Genomic DNA, 14,385 nt, shown 5'->3' on the forward strand with positions numbered 1-14,385 from the left:
TGTTAAACTACATACATCCACAAAATGATGAGTGAAAATGAGTTTAGCCACCCTGATTGATGAATTAAACCCCCAACAAAAGCAAGCAGCGACCACAGAAGCAAAACACAGTTTGGTGCTGGCCGGGGCAGGTTGTGGCAAAACCAAGACTATCGTGGCACGCGCAGCTTACTTGATTGAGCAGGGTGTGCCTGCCAACCAGATTCAAATTCTGACCTTTACCCGCCGTGCAGCCAGTGAAATTGTGGCGCGTGTCGAACTTGCACTGGGTGAACAAGCCAAGGGACTGCGGGCCTCGACCTTTCATACCTTCTGTATGTATCTGCTGCGCCGTATTCCGAAAGCTTTTGGTCTGGAACAGTTTTCGATTATTGATCGTGATGATCAGTTGATGATGTTTCGTTTGATTCGCGGCCGTGATGACAAGAAAAATCCCAATCATCTGCCGAAGCCTCAAGAATTATGTGATTTGTATTCTTTTGCAAGGAATACCCGGCAAAAGCTCAGTCTGGCGCTGGAAAAACAGATGCCGGAATATCTGGCCTTAAAGGACCAGATTGCCGAAATTATGAAAGAATATGAAGCACGTAAGCAAGCGCGAAGTTTTCTGGATTATGACGATATTCTGGCGGTAGTAGCTACGGCGCTGGCACAGTCCGAAGGTCTGGTCGATTATGTCGCTTCAATCTGCCGGCATATGCTGGTCGATGAAATGCAGGATACCAATCCATTGCAATGGGCTTTGTTGGAACCACTCAAAGACCGGATCAGCCTGTTCTGTGTCGGTGATGATGCGCAATCCATTTACGGTTTCCGTGGTGCAGACTTTGAAAATATTCACCATTTCAAAGAGCGTGTGCCAGATGCGCAGATTTTCAAATTAGAAAAAAACTACCGCTCGACCCAGGAAATTCTGGATCTATCCAACTGGCTGCTCGATCAGTCTGAAATCAAATATGACAAACGTCTGGAAGCGTATCGCGGAGAAGGTGTTAAGCCGCGTATGCATATCTTTCCAAATGAGTTTGATGAAGCCAAATGGATTGCGATTGATATTAAAGAACGTCATTATCTGCAAGGCAGCAAATGGGGCGAGCATATGGTGCTGGTACGCTCCAGTTTTGCCGCACGGCATATTGAGGCAGCCTGTATTGCGGCCAATGTGCCGTATCGCTTTATTGGTGGCATGAAGCTGCTGGAAACCGCACATGTAAAAGATTTACTCAGCATGCTGCGGGTGGTCGCTAATCCATTGGATGATATCGCCTGGATGCGTTTCTTAACCCTGTGGAATGGTGTCGGTGATGTCGGTGCCAGCAAGCTGTCACAGCAGCTATTGGCTGAACCAGAAATGGATCAGATTGCAAAGAAATTAGAACAGTTTGGCAAGATACCGCTAGAAACCATTCTGATCATGCAGCAGATGAATGTGCTCAAAGGGGAGGTACAAGCCTGTGTCAGTCTTGCGATTCAGGCGATTGAATCTCAACTGGCGGAAAACTATAAAAAGGACTGGCCACGTCGCCAAAGTGATTTTGAACTGGTTAAACAATTGGCCTCGAAGCATTCGCAGCTGAGTGAGTTTTTAGAGGAATATGTACTGGATCCGGTGTCAATCTCGGAAATTGAACGCCAGTCGGACCATGATGTGGTGACCTTGATTACCATTCACTCGGCCAAAGGCACCGAACAAAATGTTTGTTATGTGGCCAATGTCACGCCAGGCAATTACCCGCATGCACGTGCTCAGGGTGACTTTGATGATGTCGAAGAAGAACGTCGTGTGCTATATGTGGCGTTGACCCGGGCAAAAAATGAATTGATTCTGACCAAACAGAACCTGAATCATTGGGCGCGGGAAACGGTCGATGAGCAGGGGCGTAAAGTCGAAAGCTATTTCCTGAATGATCTCACCCGGCATTTATGCACCACAGAAACCCATTACAAGACCCGGCAGCAAACGGTAAAAAGTGCCTTGATTGAACGCAAGTCGATTAATTTAGATTTTGGGATTGATCTCGATTAAACTATGGCAAAGTTGTTTCATGCAAAAAGTAGAGTAGGCGCGTGCTTTTTGATATTTTTTGCCTATCTTCTTAAGGTTGTAAGATGAAAATTTTAGTTCGTAATTTAGAACGTACGGTCACAGAAGCCGAATTACTGAAACTGTTCCAGGAATATGGCACAGTGGAGACCTGTACTTTGGTGCTTGATGCAGCAACAGGCAAATCAAAAGGTTTTGCTTTTGTAGAAATGCCGCATGGCCGTGAAGCAGTCAAAGCCATTAAAGGCCTGAACACTTTACGCCTACACGGACATGGCATCCGCGTGAAAGCCGCAGAAGACAAGCCTCAGGCTTAAACTCAAAAAAGGAGCACTTGATAGGCTCCTTTTTTTATGGCTACAATTTAGTATCGCCGTACTTAATTAGTGAGCTCAATGCTCTGAATTTCAGTGCTGGATGGATTCAGTCTAAACATCTTTTGATTGCGAAATGTAGGCGAACCTTTTACTTTATAAAAGCCAAAATTTGTTTTAAACCTTAGGAAATCTCGATGACCCGTGTTGCTCGCTATCATGCGGACCGTACCAATCAAAAACTGTATTTTGCCCGTCTATCCTGCCAGCAAGCAGAGCAAACCGAACATGTACAACAGGCTCAGGCACAACGTGAAGCAACTGTGTTTCATTTGCATGGTGCTTTGTTAGCATTTTTACAGGAACTGGTGCGTTACTATCGCCTGAATGATCCTCATCCAACCTTAAAATCGATCGAAGAATTGATGGCGGCCAAAGGCAAAATTTCGCCAGAAGTGGCGGTGCTGCAACATTTATCCAAGAGTGGTTTCATTGCTGAACTGAAACGCGCTTACCGTCTGTGCCAGTATGCGCCCGAACCAAGTACCCCAGAACCTGAAGACGAAACCTCCTCAAATCTCATCATTAAAGTCACACAGTCTCCACAAGCATGGTTACCTGATACTGCTATATTGAGAGAGTGGCATCGTGACCTGACCCAATTAATTGATGGTTTTCGTAATGAGATGATTGAATTTTAATCGGATCGGCTGTACTTGAAAATGCAATTTTTAACCCTATATCAATTACTCTAATGATGCAAAGTGCACCCGGTGCTTTGCCACCATGTTGAACATGGAGGATATATGTCTATAGAACAGTTGAAAGATTTATTTGGTAATCAAGACGCGATTTTAGAACTCGTTCAACTTGAAGGTGGCGCGTTGGCTCTACGCAATGCAGGCTCACATAAACAGCCTTTGGTCATGATTCAATTTAATGATGAGGTGAAAGCTCTACTTGGAGAGCAGACCCCCGTGATTGCGCAACAGATGATTCAGGCAGCACTCTATGGTTTGCTGGAACAGCAGGTCAATGAATGGCAGGCTGAAGTTGTGGATGAAGAACCAAAGTATATGAGTTAATCGTTGAAATTTATTTAGAAAGCACACTATCGGTGTGCTTTTTGAGTTTCATAGGTAGGTTATTGGGTTGGACAGATTTTAAGCATTAGAAAGAAGCTCATTTAAAAATGAAGATGAAAAATCAGTATGTTGAAATTTGGGTCATGAGCAGTCTGAAGCCAGTGTGTTAATAAAATATTTGGCTCAGAGATATATTGATGTCCATAAAAAAAGTTGCCAGATCCGGCAACTTTTTTATTTGATGTGGATTAAAAAAAACTCTAATGAGAAGGTGTATGCTGATGCGCGATCTCAATCTGGTTCAAAATATGATTGCTCATATTCTTCGCCATTTCTTCTTTGGCGTAATAAACCGCACCGACATTATCCCGACGAATGGCTTCAGCCTCTTCCTTGCTTTCGGCACAGACCAATACCTGGATTTGTGGATTCAAGGTCTTGGCAATGTCGACAATTTTATGAATATCGATGATATCCATAGGGGAGATGACCAGTAAGCGCGCATGCTGAATATGTGCCTGAATCAGTACGCCAGCTTCAGTGGCTACACCAGACACCGCGGCAATGCCTTTTTCACGCAGATTTTCGACGATGTCACGGTTTTCTTCGGCAATGACCACCTTGATGTTTTCTTCCATCAATGAACGGGTAATGCGACGTCCCACCTCACCATGGCCAATAATGACCACCTGATCGCGCAGGTAATCCTGTGAGACTTCATCGGGTAACATCGCCAGAGGGTCACCACTGCGTTCCAGTAAGCGGGCCAGAGTCGAGCGTTCCCGAATCCATTTCTGTACCGGCTCAATCGCGGAAAAGATAAAGGAGTTAAGCGTAATTGAAATCAAGGCACCTGCCAGAATCAGGTTTTGACCTTCCAGCGAAAGCAGGTTGAGCGAAACACCGAGCGCAGCCAAAATAAAGGAGAACTCACCAATCTGTGCCAGCGAAGCACCGACGGTCAAGGCGGTATTGATCGGATAGCGAAAGAACAGCACCAGAGCCATCGCGGCAATAGTCTTACCAATCATGATGATCGCGACTACGGCCAGTACATGTAAAGGTTGTTCCAGCAAAATGCGCGGATCAAACAGCATACCGACGGAAACAAAGAATAAAATCGAGAAAATTTCACGCAGTGGCAAGGTTTCTTCTTCAGCACGATGACTGAAATCAGATTCCTTAACGACCATTCCGGCAAAGAAAGCACCCAGTGCCATGGATACACCAAAGACTTTATAGGCACCAAAGGCAATCGAAACAGCAGCTGCCACCACAGTTAAGGTAAACAGCTCTCGTGAACCGAGACGTGCCACCACCTGTATGATTATCGGAATCAAGCGTTTACCAATAATCAGCATGAAGGCAATAAAGCCTGCGACTTTGAGCAGGGTAATACCTAAGGTGAGCCAGATATTCTCATCGCTTGCGCCTTCCAGCGCCTGCCCACCTAAAAGTACCGCAGTGGCAGGTAATAGTACCAACGCCAAGACCATGACTAGATCTTCGACCAGTAACCAGCCAACTGCAATGCGGCCATTGATTGAATCCAGTAGGCCACGATCACCAAGGGCTTTGAGTAGAACCACGGTACTGGCACAGGACAGGCTTAGGCCGAAGACCAGCGCTGAACCAAAGCTCCAGCCCCACAGCATCGAAACTCCGACCCCGAGCAAGGTGGCAACTGCAATCTGTAAAATCGCACCAGGCAGGGCAATCCGGCGTACCTGCATCAGATCGTTCAGGGAAAAATGCATTCCGACGCCAAACATCAGGAACATGACGCCAAGTTCTGCCAGCTGGTTGGCCAGATGAATATCACCGACCACACCGGGTGTATGGGGACTAATCAGAATGCCGGCAATGAGATAGCCGATCAAAGGGGGAAGACGTAGCCGTGCAGCGAGATAGCCAAAGACCAAAGCTAAGCCAAAACCAACAGCCAGTAATATAATGAGCTCTACGTCATGTGGCACTAAATACTCCTTTAGCTAGGTTTGCTGGGAAATAAGCACAAAAAGTGCCAAAACATGCAGAAAGTTTATCAAGCCGGATAAAAAAAGTGCAAAAAAAAACGACCCGCAAAGGTCGTTTTTTTAAAGAAACTAAAATTATTTGATTTTAGCTTCTTTGAAGATTACGTGTTGACGGATTTTTGGATCAAATTTTTTGATTTCCATTTTTTCCGGCATAGTACGTTTGTTCTTAGTCGTGGTATAGAAATAACCTGTACCAGCTGAAGAAACTAAGCGAATTTTATCACGCATGGTTCAGACTCCTTAGATCTTTTGACCTTGAGCACGTAGGTCAGCAACAACCTTTTCAATGCCCAATTTGTCGATAATACGCATACCTTTAGTGGTTAAACGAAGACGTACAAAACGTTTTTCGCTTTCTAACCAGAAACGGTGGTGGTGCAGGTTCGGCTCGAACCGGCGCTTAGTTTTGTTGTTGGCGTGTGAGACGTTGTTACCAACGACTGGACGCTTGCCGGTAACTTGGCAAACCTTAGACATGGTGTAACTCCATTGATTTAGCCAACAGCAAATCTGTATGGCCAGTCAAAAATAAACGGATTGAAATCATTCAAGGGGCGTTTTATATCAAAAATGCGCTTAAAAGACAAGCGATTTTCGTCAAAACGCGGCACGAACTATATCGATAGCTCATGCCTTGATCATTTAGCGGAGAAGTGTCTTCGAAATCAGCTTGTGAATCGGTTTATTGAACGGTGGCAGAATGTATTTCAAGCTATACAGCTTTGGATTCGACATTACTGAGCGTTCATGCGACAAACTGAAGAAGCCTTCTGGGCCATGGTATTTACCCATACCTGATGCACCGACACCCCCAAATGGTAGATCGTCCTGCGCAACATGGATCAGTACCGTATTTTGCCCGAAATGCCCTGAATGGGTACGCTGTGCGACATAATCGGCACGCGCCTGATCAAAGTCGAAGTAGTATAAAGCAAGTGGACGTGGACGGCTATTAATAAAGTCGATGACATCGTCAATTTGATCATATTCCATGATCGGGAGCAGCGGACCAAAGATTTCATGCTGCATGATCTGCATCATCGGGGTGACATTGGTCACGATGGTCGGTGCAATCTTACGCAGATCAGCCGAGTTTTCACTGCGCGGATTAATTTCAATGACTTGCGCACCCTGTTCGCGTGCATCATCCAGATAACCTTGCAGACGGTTATACTGTTTATCATTGATAATCGAAGTGTAATCCTGATTATGGGTGATATCCGGATACATGCTTTCGACACAGGCTTTAAAGTGATCAATGAACTCGGCAGTTTTCCCGCGAGGCAGGAACATATAGTCTGGCGCTACACAGGTCTGACCGGCATTCCAGAGTTTGCCCACCGCAATCCGCTGTGCCACATCACGCAGATCAATCGACGGATGCACCAGTACCGGAGATTTACCGCCCAGTTCCAGAATCACCGGAACCAGATTTTCGGCAGCGGCTGCCATGACGGTTTTACCGACCGCAGTTGAGCCGGTGAAAATCAGTTTATCGAAAGGCAAACGACAGAAAGCATCTGAAATCACACCGCCACCATTCACCACAGCCACCAATTCTTTAGGGAAGGCTTCAGCGAGGGCTTTTTCCAGGACTTCACCAAAAGCAGCCGATGCACTGGAAATTTTGATCATGGCATGGTTGCCGGCAGCCAGTGCGCAAATCAGAGGACCAATCGACAACAACAGCGGATAGTTCCATGGTGCGATAATCCCAACCACGCCTAAAGGCTGATATTGTACCCAGGCTTTAGCCGGCTGATGAATAATGCCGACATGACGCTTGGAAGGTTTCATCCACCGGGTCAGGTTTTTGCTGTAATATTTGATATGTTCCAGACAGGTGAGCAGTTCACCAATCTTGGTTTCCCCGATTGAACGGTTACCATAGTCCTGATTAATTGCATCAGCAAATTGATCTTGATACTTAACTAAGATACGCTTAAGTCGAGCTAAACGATCGATACGTTCCTTTGCAGTCGGCAGAGGGTAGTGTAAGTAAGCGTGTTTTTGTTGCGCCAAGACTTCATTCAGATATTGGCTATCAAAAAAATGTGGTGTCATTGATGTTGTTTTTGTGTGACTGTTCATGCCGCACTACCATTATTCAAAAATCGATTAATTAATTTTTAGAGCAAATACTCTAATTAGTCAAGTGACTTTGTGTGTTAGCCTGCTAATGCATGAACTGAATGGTTATTTTAGGATGTCCCAAACCAAAACCTTAAAAACTAAAGAGCGTATCTTGCAGCTCAGTTTGCAGCTGTTTAACGAGCGTGGCGAACGATCGGTAACCACCAATCACATTGCGGCTGAACTCGGCATGAGCCCGGGTAACCTGTATTATCATTTCCGCAATAAAAATGAAATTATTAAAGAATTGATGGAACAGTACCAACATCAGACCCTGGAAATGCTGGCGCTGCCGGATGACCGTGCACTGGATGCCAATGACAAGGTCCATTATTTTCAGGTACTGAGCAGTCAGCTATGGGCTTATCGTTTCCTGCATCGTGACGTGTATCATCTGGTAGAAAATAACGAAGATTTTCGCAAGATGTATCCACGCTTTGCCGGACAGGTGATGCAGCAGGGCCAGAAAATCTATAAGGGCTTTGTTAATGCAGGCCTGATGGACATGACCGATTCAGAAATTGAAGCCCTGATCATCAACCTGTGGATTGTCCTGACCAACTGGACCAACTTCCTGTATATGTCAGGACATCTGACTGATTCCAATACGCTGGAAGAAAAATGGGTCTGGCAGGCACTGCGTCAAATGGTGTTCTTGGAAGGGGCGTATTTACGGGGTGAAAGTCGTCAAACCTATGAAGGTTTATTGAGCAGTTTGGGCTCTTCGGAACTTTTTGCCAGCCTGTCGTCGTCTAAAGATTCTGAATCTGAACAAACTATTCAGAATATTCAAGAAACGCGCTAGAATACTCGGCTTATTTTTTAATTTAACTGATTAGTGACTTAAATCAACATGAATATGACGACTGCTAACACCGCACGTTTATTGATTACTTGTGAAGACAAGCCGGGCATCGTGCAGGCTGTTTCGAGCTTCTTGTATCATCAAGGTGCCAACATTACTGCGCTTGACCAATATGCGACAGCAGCGCAGGGCGGACGTTACTTCATGCGCGTTGAGTTTGAATTAGATAATCTTCAAAGTCGTAAAGAAAGTATTACCCAGACTTTTGCAGCGAATGTGGCAGAACGCTATGGCATGCAATGGCGTCTGGCTCTGGTCAGTGACGTGAAAAAAGTCGGTATTCTGGTGTCTAAGGTCGATCATGCCTTGCTTGAGCTGTTATGGCGTCATGCGCGTGGTGGCCTACCTTGTGAAATTACCAAAGTGGTATCGAATCACGAGACTTTACGCGAAGCAGTTGAAAACTTTGGCATTCCATTCGAAGTCGTGCCGGTGACCAAAGACAACAAACCTGAAGCTTATGCAGAAATCGACCAGCTGATGCAAGGCAATGACTTGTTGGTGCTGGCACGTTATATGCAGATTTTAGATGAAGAATTTGTCAGCAAGTGGGAAATGAAAGTGATCAACATTCATCATTCTTTCCTGCCAGCTTTCGTGGGTGCCAATCCGTACAAACAGGCCTATGAAAAAGGCGTGAAGCTGATTGGTGCAACTGCGCACTATGTGACTGCTGATCTGGATCAAGGTCCGATCATCGAGCAGGATGTGGAGCGCGTGAACCATGACTTTACTGTTGAACAGTTACGTGAACTCGGTCAGGACGTGGAACGTAATGTATTGGCCCGCGCGGTGAAATGGCATCTGGAAGACCGTATTATTGTCGATGGCAACAAGACTGTCGTGTTCCAATAAGACTTGCATTGCATTTTAAAAAGGCATACTTTTAGTGTGCCTTTTTTTGTTTTGATGCAAAAAAAAGTCAGTCAAAGGCATGATTAGCGGTTGCAAATGAAAACACTTCTCATTTATTATTGGCATACTTTAATTGTGCTAACCGATGAGCTTGATAGTTTGTTCCACATCATCTCCTCAAGGTAATAGATTTAATGAGTCAAGTTGCTGCGCCCCAAATGCCTACACCGCCGAATCAGATGAAAAAGAAAGTCATCTCTATCGTGGCGGCTGTACTGGTTGGGCATGTGGGTGTGTTATATGCGATCAGCCAGATGAAAGCACCTGAGCTGACACCCATTGATAAGCAACCCTTAAAAGTGCGCTTTGTAAAACTCCAGGAAGCGCCAAAACCTTTACCGCCAAAGCCGAAGGCCGAGCCACAAAAAGAGCCGCCTAAGCCTAAAGAGGTCAAAATTGTCGATAAACCGCTGCCACCACCACCGAAAAAAGTAGAAAAAATCGAGCAGGTGAAAAAGGCTGAAGCGCCAAAAGTGGTTAAAGCACCGCCAGTTGAAGCAAAACCAACCCCAAGTCCGGTTGTACCGACAGTGGTCACTGAAACTAAAGTTAAACCGGCACCTGCTCCAGTCGTGCCACCTGCACCTGTGGCACCGCCAGCACCTGCTGCGCCGCCATCCCCGAAAAGTGTATCGATTGGTGGGGGCGTGTCCTGGCAGCGTTCACCAAAAGTCTCACTCTCTGCAGGTGAATTAAAATCAGCCTGTTCACTGGTAGTAGATGTTTCAGCGAATGAGCAGGGTAAAGTGGTCTCTGCGACTGCACGAAATTCAAGTTGTAGCCCGGCGGTAACGCGCAAAGTAGAAGCAGCGGTACGTCGTGCACAACTCACCAAATATGTTGAAAATGGTGTGGCTTATCCAACCCGTGTGGAACAGCCTTTCGATTTTCAGGTTAAATAACGGCTCACCCATTAGGAGTTCGAATATGAACTTTTCAGTTTATTGGCAACACGCTGATGCAGTCAGTAAAACACTGTATTTCGTGTTATTGGCAATGTCGATTGCGACATGGACCATTTTTGTGCTGCGTTTGATAGGCACTCGCCAACTGAAACAGATTGCCTATGCGCAGTTATCTAAAGCATTGGAACAACTGAAAACCAAACTGGCTCCTTTGGGCTTTGAACAACGTAAGGCAGTGGCAGAACAGGCGCTATTACGCCAGATTTCAGCAGAAAAAGCCAATGCCGAAAAAGGTGTATCAGTTCTTGGTACGATTGCCTCAATTTCACCATTTGTCGGTTTGTTCGGTACGGTATGGGGCATCTTCCATGCGTTGGTTGCTGTTGGTAAAAGTGGTCAGGCTGGTCTGGCACAAGTGGCAACCCCAGTCGGTGAAGCATTGATTATGACTGGCTTAGGTCTGGCAGTCGCGATTCCTGCGGTACTGGCTTATAACATCTGTGTCCGTGCTAATCGTGGTTTGGCACACGAGTTACAAGATCAGGCACATGGTCTGCTGATTGATACTATGCTGCAACAGGAATCTGCTGCAAAAAAGTCTGATGAAAAAGTAACACAACAGAGTTTCGTGGGAGGTCAAGCTTAATGGCTTTTCAACTGGGTGAAGACAACGATGTAGGCATGAATGAGATGAACCTCATTCCCCTCATCGACATTATGTTGGTATTGATGATCATCTTTCTGGTGACAGCGACCGTTGCGAACCCATCAATTCCATTAACCTTGCCACAAACTACTGCGGAGATTATCGATCTGCCGCCTGAAAATGTCACGATCAGCATCAATGCCGAAGGTGACATTGCCTGGAATGGCGATGTACTGACGCTAGAGCAGCTTGAAACCCGTTTTAATGAAGCGGGCCAAGCTGAACGTCAGCCGACCATTGTGTTGAAAGCGGATAAAGAATCACGTTATGACTCGGTGGCGCAAGTCATGTCGCGTGCGAGTGGAGCCGGACTCAGCGATATTGCTTTTGCAACCGATAACTAAGATTTAGATAATAAAAAAAGCGACTGATTGCAGTCGCTTTTTTTATGCCCATTTTTCGTGAATCTTAATGGGTTTTTAATAAGGTGGTAAATTTGCTGCGTAATTTATTCAATTTTGGCGGAATGGCAAAATTGCAATAGCCCTGGGTCGGGTTCTTGGCAAAGAAGTTTTGATGATAGTCTTCCGCCGGATAGAAAGTCGGGGCAGGACTGAGTTCAGTCACCATATTGATGCCATCGGCTTTCAGAGCATCGATCGCCTGCTGCGCCTGTTGCTGCTGTTCATCATTCAGATAATAAATTACAGAACGATACTGGGTGCCGACATCATTGCCCTGACGGTTTAATGTAGTCGGATCATGGGTCGCAAAAAATACATCAAGCAACTGGGTATAGTTAATCTGGTTTTCATCGAAATCGATCAGAATGACTTCGGCATGGCCGGTATTGCCACCACAGACATCATCATAGTTTGGCTGAGTTGTGTGCCCACCTGCATAGCCACTGATGACCTGCTGAACCCCCTGGATCTGTAAAAATACGGCTTCAGTACACCAAAAGCATCCCCCACCGAAAAGTGCCTGTTGCATGGTTGATTCCTCATTCAATTAAATAACTCAATCGGGCTGATGGTTAAATTCCAGCTCATCAGTATGAAAGATAAAAAAGCCTGTCCATACAGGCTTTTTGTAGGGAAGTATTAACGCGGCTGAACAGCACTTTCCAGCTGGATCAAGAGATTTCCATGGCGATCCAGTAATTTTAAGGTTTTACCAAATACTTGATAATGCGTCACTTTGGCTAAAGCTTCATTAAATTTCTGATCAAGCTGATCGTTGTTCATGCAAGCCATACGGGTAGTGGCCATTTGGCTCAGGGTCAGCGTGTCTTTCGCTGCTGTGTAACTGCCCATAATCCGGTTACAGCTATCTGAACCTGAAACGCGCTGGGTACTGGCATCAAATTGCAGACTTGGAACATTGCGTGCGGTTGGCGCAGTCTTGATTTCAGTATTACCAATCTGGGTCGCAATCCAGGTACGATTTTGCAAAAGTTGTAAATGATTCGCGGTTTGTGTCGTGGCTGTATTAGGCACAGTTTCGCAGCCCATGACCGTTAAAACCGAGCCTAAAATCGCGATTGCAGTTAATTTTTTTAGCATGAGAGATACTCTGATCATTGACTAGCTATTTGTATATAAACAAAAAAATGATCAAGGTTCCAGTTGATTTTGTATCTTTATTGAAGTGGATTTGCTACACAGTTATCGCATGTCTGGTTTCGGTAGACCTTGTCGCATGAGTCTTGAATAGTCCTGACTGGAGAGATTAGCGGTCTGTTCTACCCGTGGATTGACATGCGCGCGTTGATACCAGGTGCGCATATCCCAAGACTGTTCCAGTACTTTCAGGTCATAGAGATAATTTGGTAAATAGCCGGAGGCCAGCAGTCGGTAATCCGAGGGTAGCTGTTGTTGCGATACCGCCTGAACCATATCAAAGACCAGTGTGGTGCAATTACTGGTCAGGGTATTGTACCATTTTGGCTTTTGTGCCAGTTCATCGGCCTGACGCAGATATTCCTTGAATAGCGCTTTAGCCTGAGCTTGCGGCATTTTGACTGGGAAAAAATAGACCTGTTCACCACGGACATTGCTACGGGTATAGACAATATCCTTTTCATCCGATGCGACCAGACTCAGTTCATATTTTCGGAAAAAGCCACCAATCGCTGAAAACTCTTCATTCTTTTCCTTGCGGATTTCAATCGAGAAGGTGAGTGGCTTTTGATTGGCAAAATCGAAGCTGACCAGGGTATGGGCAATTTTAGATCCCATCCAGTAAGAAGTAATGATGTTCACGCCAGTAATCTGATTCAGATCAAAACTGCGGCTTTCCCAGCGTTCGATATAGCGACCATCGGCCTGCCAGTCAAAGTTGCGGATATTGTGTAAGGTAACCTGATCGCCTTGCTGCTCATAATGCAGAAGCTGGGAAACCTCAGGATTCCACTCTCGATCCTGACGCGCTTCCAGACTGAAATATCCCAGCAGACAGAATAAAAAGGCCAGAAGATAAAGAACGCTATCCACTTGGCGGGAGATCAGATGCCGGGTGAAATAAATCCCGAGAACGACCAGCGCAAAGGTCAGCCAGAGTCCAATCAGCATCAAGCTGCCGATTTTTCCGAGGGGTTGATGAACCCAGAGCATCAGGCTGAACCACAGGCTCGACAGAAGGACGAATAAAGTAAACAGGCTGCCCAGTAGCCACAGACTCCAATGTCTGGAGATATATTCGCGTCCCTGCATCATCACTTTTTCATGAGAAATAGGCTTTATTTTCTGTAGGTTGCGAACTCAAAAGCAATGCCGGTTTTGTCGTCGATATGTTGCTCGGCAGCGACTTTTTTAAATTCTGCTGGAATCGCTGGATAATAGGCATCGCCCTGTACATCCAGTTCGACATGGGTCAGTTCCAGACGGTCTGCAATATCCATAGTCTGTTTAAAGATTTCACCACCACCAATGATGAAAATGGTTTCAGGTTTTTCTGAAGCCTTTACATCTGCAACGGCCTGACTCAGCGCATCTTCAATGCTATAAGCGACTTTGGTGCCTGCAAATGCCCAGTCTGGATCACGGGTAATGACCCAGTTCACGCGTTTAGGCAAGGTACGTCCCATCGATTCTAGTGTCTTGCGACCCATCACCACCACACCGCCTTGGGTGATTTCCTTGAAGTGTTTCAGGTCGGCAGAGATATGCCAAGGTAGGTCATTGCCCTTGCCGATACAACGCTGCTGATCCATGGCAACGACGTGTACAACTTCTAAATCTTGAAATGACATGTATTGAATCCTTCTTATCAAGCCCAAAGTCCTTCGTGTAATTTTTTACTGGTACGAAAGAAAGGTTAAAAATCTATATTGATTGCCTTCATGCTTTAGGGCTAGGAATAATTTTGAAAGGAGTTGGCGATTTACGTGTGGTAAAAAACCTCTTCCTAGCCCTCTCCTAGGAAGAGAGGGAACTTT

General features: G+C 45.7%; 17 protein-coding genes. 9 read left to right on the forward strand and 8 right to left on the reverse strand.

Annotation, left to right across the window (positions count from 1 at the left end):
* The first annotated feature begins 37 nt into the window (after positions 1 to 37).
* From F894_RS03005 to F894_RS03020, 4 genes are all read left to right on the forward strand, one after another.
* Positions 38 to 2,026 carry an ATP-dependent helicase gene (locus tag F894_RS03005; RefSeq protein ID WP_005245927.1) on the forward strand — a complete coding sequence of 663 codons (1,989 nt, stop codon included), beginning with the start codon at positions 38 to 40 and terminating at the stop codon, positions 2,024 to 2,026.
* Between the two features lie 83 nt (positions 2,027 to 2,109).
* Positions 2,110 to 2,361, forward strand: a complete 252-nt coding sequence (locus tag F894_RS03010) for an RNA recognition motif domain-containing protein (protein ID WP_004729489.1) — start codon at positions 2,110 to 2,112, stop codon at positions 2,359 to 2,361.
* A gap of 194 nt (positions 2,362 to 2,555) precedes the next feature.
* Positions 2,556 to 3,059: a DUF6586 family protein gene (locus F894_RS03015; RefSeq protein ID WP_005245928.1), complete on the forward strand. Its 504-nt coding sequence runs from the start codon at positions 2,556 to 2,558 to the stop codon at positions 3,057 to 3,059.
* Positions 3,060 to 3,164: 105 nt separating this feature from the next.
* The gene (locus tag F894_RS03020; protein ID WP_004278462.1) at positions 3,165 to 3,443 is read left to right on the forward strand and encodes a hypothetical protein; all 279 of its coding nucleotides are present in this window, start codon (positions 3,165 to 3,167) and stop codon (positions 3,441 to 3,443) included.
* A gap of 260 nt (positions 3,444 to 3,703) precedes the next feature.
* On the opposite strand, the gene F894_RS03025 is transcribed toward F894_RS03020, so the two are convergent.
* The 4 genes from F894_RS03025 to F894_RS03040 form a co-directional block, all read right to left on the reverse strand.
* Positions 3,704 to 5,419 (reverse strand): cation:proton antiporter, encoded by a 1,716-nt coding sequence (locus F894_RS03025; RefSeq protein ID WP_005245929.1) that lies wholly within the window; start codon positions 5,417 to 5,419, stop codon positions 3,704 to 3,706.
* Between the two features lie 135 nt (positions 5,420 to 5,554).
* Complete coding sequence (gene rpmG / locus F894_RS03030; RefSeq protein ID WP_001205031.1) at positions 5,555 to 5,710, reverse strand: 50S ribosomal protein L33; 156 nt, start codon at positions 5,708 to 5,710, stop codon at positions 5,555 to 5,557.
* Positions 5,711 to 5,722: 12 nt separating this feature from the next.
* Entirely contained in the window at positions 5,723 to 5,959 is a 237-nt protein-coding gene (gene rpmB / locus F894_RS03035; RefSeq protein ID WP_000048256.1) for a 50S ribosomal protein L28, read from the reverse strand.
* A gap of 165 nt (positions 5,960 to 6,124) precedes the next feature.
* The gene (locus F894_RS03040) at positions 6,125 to 7,573 is read right to left on the reverse strand and encodes a coniferyl aldehyde dehydrogenase (protein WP_005245931.1); all 1,449 of its coding nucleotides are present in this window, start codon (positions 7,571 to 7,573) and stop codon (positions 6,125 to 6,127) included.
* A gap of 115 nt (positions 7,574 to 7,688) precedes the next feature.
* Here F894_RS03040 and F894_RS03045 point away from each other — a divergent pair, with 115 nt between their 5' ends.
* From F894_RS03045 to F894_RS03065, 5 genes are all read left to right on the forward strand, one after another.
* Positions 7,689 to 8,420, forward strand: a complete 732-nt coding sequence (locus tag F894_RS03045; RefSeq protein WP_034437998.1) for a TetR/AcrR family transcriptional regulator — start codon at positions 7,689 to 7,691, stop codon at positions 8,418 to 8,420.
* Between the two features lie 48 nt (positions 8,421 to 8,468).
* Positions 8,469 to 9,335 (forward strand): formyltetrahydrofolate deformylase, encoded by an 867-nt coding sequence (purU, locus tag F894_RS03050; RefSeq protein ID WP_004278437.1) that lies wholly within the window; start codon positions 8,469 to 8,471, stop codon positions 9,333 to 9,335.
* A gap of 194 nt (positions 9,336 to 9,529) precedes the next feature.
* Positions 9,530 to 10,297 (forward strand): energy transducer TonB, encoded by a 768-nt coding sequence (locus F894_RS03055; protein WP_005103036.1) that lies wholly within the window; start codon positions 9,530 to 9,532, stop codon positions 10,295 to 10,297.
* A 25-nt stretch (positions 10,298 to 10,322) separates the two neighbouring features.
* Positions 10,323 to 10,946, forward strand: coding sequence for a MotA/TolQ/ExbB proton channel family protein (locus tag F894_RS03060; protein WP_005245933.1), 624 nt, complete (start codon positions 10,323 to 10,325; stop codon positions 10,944 to 10,946).
* The gene (locus F894_RS03065) at positions 10,946 to 11,350 is read left to right on the forward strand and encodes an ExbD/TolR family protein (protein ID WP_004278434.1); all 405 of its coding nucleotides are present in this window, start codon (positions 10,946 to 10,948) and stop codon (positions 11,348 to 11,350) included. Before F894_RS03060 ends, F894_RS03065 begins: the two co-directional genes overlap by 1 nt.
* A gap of 64 nt (positions 11,351 to 11,414) precedes the next feature.
* On the opposite strand, the gene msrA is transcribed toward F894_RS03065, so the two are convergent.
* The 4 genes from msrA to F894_RS03085 form a co-directional block, all read right to left on the reverse strand.
* Positions 11,415 to 11,939 (reverse strand): peptide-methionine (S)-S-oxide reductase MsrA, encoded by a 525-nt coding sequence (gene msrA, locus F894_RS03070; protein WP_005245934.1) that lies wholly within the window; start codon positions 11,937 to 11,939, stop codon positions 11,415 to 11,417.
* Positions 11,940 to 12,049: 110 nt separating this feature from the next.
* Positions 12,050 to 12,511 carry an META domain-containing protein gene (locus tag F894_RS03075; RefSeq protein ID WP_005245935.1) on the reverse strand — a complete coding sequence of 154 codons (462 nt, stop codon included), beginning with the start codon at positions 12,509 to 12,511 and terminating at the stop codon, positions 12,050 to 12,052.
* 102 nt (positions 12,512 to 12,613) lie between these two features.
* Positions 12,614 to 13,663 carry a DUF4105 domain-containing protein gene (locus F894_RS03080; RefSeq protein ID WP_005245936.1) on the reverse strand — a complete coding sequence of 350 codons (1,050 nt, stop codon included), beginning with the start codon at positions 13,661 to 13,663 and terminating at the stop codon, positions 12,614 to 12,616.
* 23 nt (positions 13,664 to 13,686) lie between these two features.
* Positions 13,687 to 14,199: a dihydrofolate reductase gene (locus F894_RS03085; RefSeq protein ID WP_004278430.1), complete on the reverse strand. Its 513-nt coding sequence runs from the start codon at positions 14,197 to 14,199 to the stop codon at positions 13,687 to 13,689.
* Positions 14,200 to 14,385: the final 186 nt, after the last annotated feature.

The organism is Acinetobacter sp. CIP 51.11, assembly GCF_000369665.1.
GTDB classification, from domain to species: Bacteria; Pseudomonadota; Gammaproteobacteria; order Pseudomonadales; family Moraxellaceae; genus Acinetobacter; species Acinetobacter lwoffii_S.

What these genes read in the sequence shown, in the direction of transcription:
- F894_RS03005 (WP_005245927.1), top strand. Translation starts at nt 38, where the DNA reads ATGAGTTTAGCCACCCTGATTGATGAATTAAACCCCCAACAAAAGCAA.
- F894_RS03010 (WP_004729489.1), top strand. Translation starts at nt 2,110, where the DNA reads ATGAAAATTTTAGTTCGTAATTTAGAACGTACGGTCACAGAAGCCGAA.
- F894_RS03015 (WP_005245928.1), top strand. Translation starts at nt 2,556, where the DNA reads ATGACCCGTGTTGCTCGCTATCATGCGGACCGTACCAATCAAAAACTG.
- F894_RS03020 (WP_004278462.1), top strand. Translation starts at nt 3,165, where the DNA reads ATGTCTATAGAACAGTTGAAAGATTTATTTGGTAATCAAGACGCGATT.
- rpmG (WP_001205031.1), bottom strand. Translation starts at nt 5,710, where the DNA reads ATGCGTGATAAAATTCGCTTAGTTTCTTCAGCTGGTACAGGTTATTTC.
- rpmB (WP_000048256.1), bottom strand. Translation starts at nt 5,959, where the DNA reads ATGTCTAAGGTTTGCCAAGTTACCGGCAAGCGTCCAGTCGTTGGTAAC.
- F894_RS03040 (WP_005245931.1), bottom strand. Translation starts at nt 7,573, where the DNA reads ATGAACAGTCACACAAAAACAACATCAATGACACCACATTTTTTTGAT.
- F894_RS03045 (WP_034437998.1), top strand. Translation starts at nt 7,689, where the DNA reads ATGTCCCAAACCAAAACCTTAAAAACTAAAGAGCGTATCTTGCAGCTC.
- purU (WP_004278437.1), top strand. Translation starts at nt 8,469, where the DNA reads ATGAATATGACGACTGCTAACACCGCACGTTTATTGATTACTTGTGAA.
- F894_RS03055 (WP_005103036.1), top strand. Translation starts at nt 9,530, where the DNA reads ATGAGTCAAGTTGCTGCGCCCCAAATGCCTACACCGCCGAATCAGATG.
- F894_RS03060 (WP_005245933.1), top strand. Translation starts at nt 10,323, where the DNA reads ATGAACTTTTCAGTTTATTGGCAACACGCTGATGCAGTCAGTAAAACA.
- F894_RS03065 (WP_004278434.1), top strand. Translation starts at nt 10,946, where the DNA reads ATGGCTTTTCAACTGGGTGAAGACAACGATGTAGGCATGAATGAGATG.
- msrA (WP_005245934.1), bottom strand. Translation starts at nt 11,939, where the DNA reads ATGCAACAGGCACTTTTCGGTGGGGGATGCTTTTGGTGTACTGAAGCC.
- F894_RS03075 (WP_005245935.1), bottom strand. Translation starts at nt 12,511, where the DNA reads ATGCTAAAAAAATTAACTGCAATCGCGATTTTAGGCTCGGTTTTAACG.
- F894_RS03080 (WP_005245936.1), bottom strand. Translation starts at nt 13,663, where the DNA reads ATGATGCAGGGACGCGAATATATCTCCAGACATTGGAGTCTGTGGCTA.
- F894_RS03085 (WP_004278430.1), bottom strand. Translation starts at nt 14,199, where the DNA reads ATGTCATTTCAAGATTTAGAAGTTGTACACGTCGTTGCCATGGATCAG.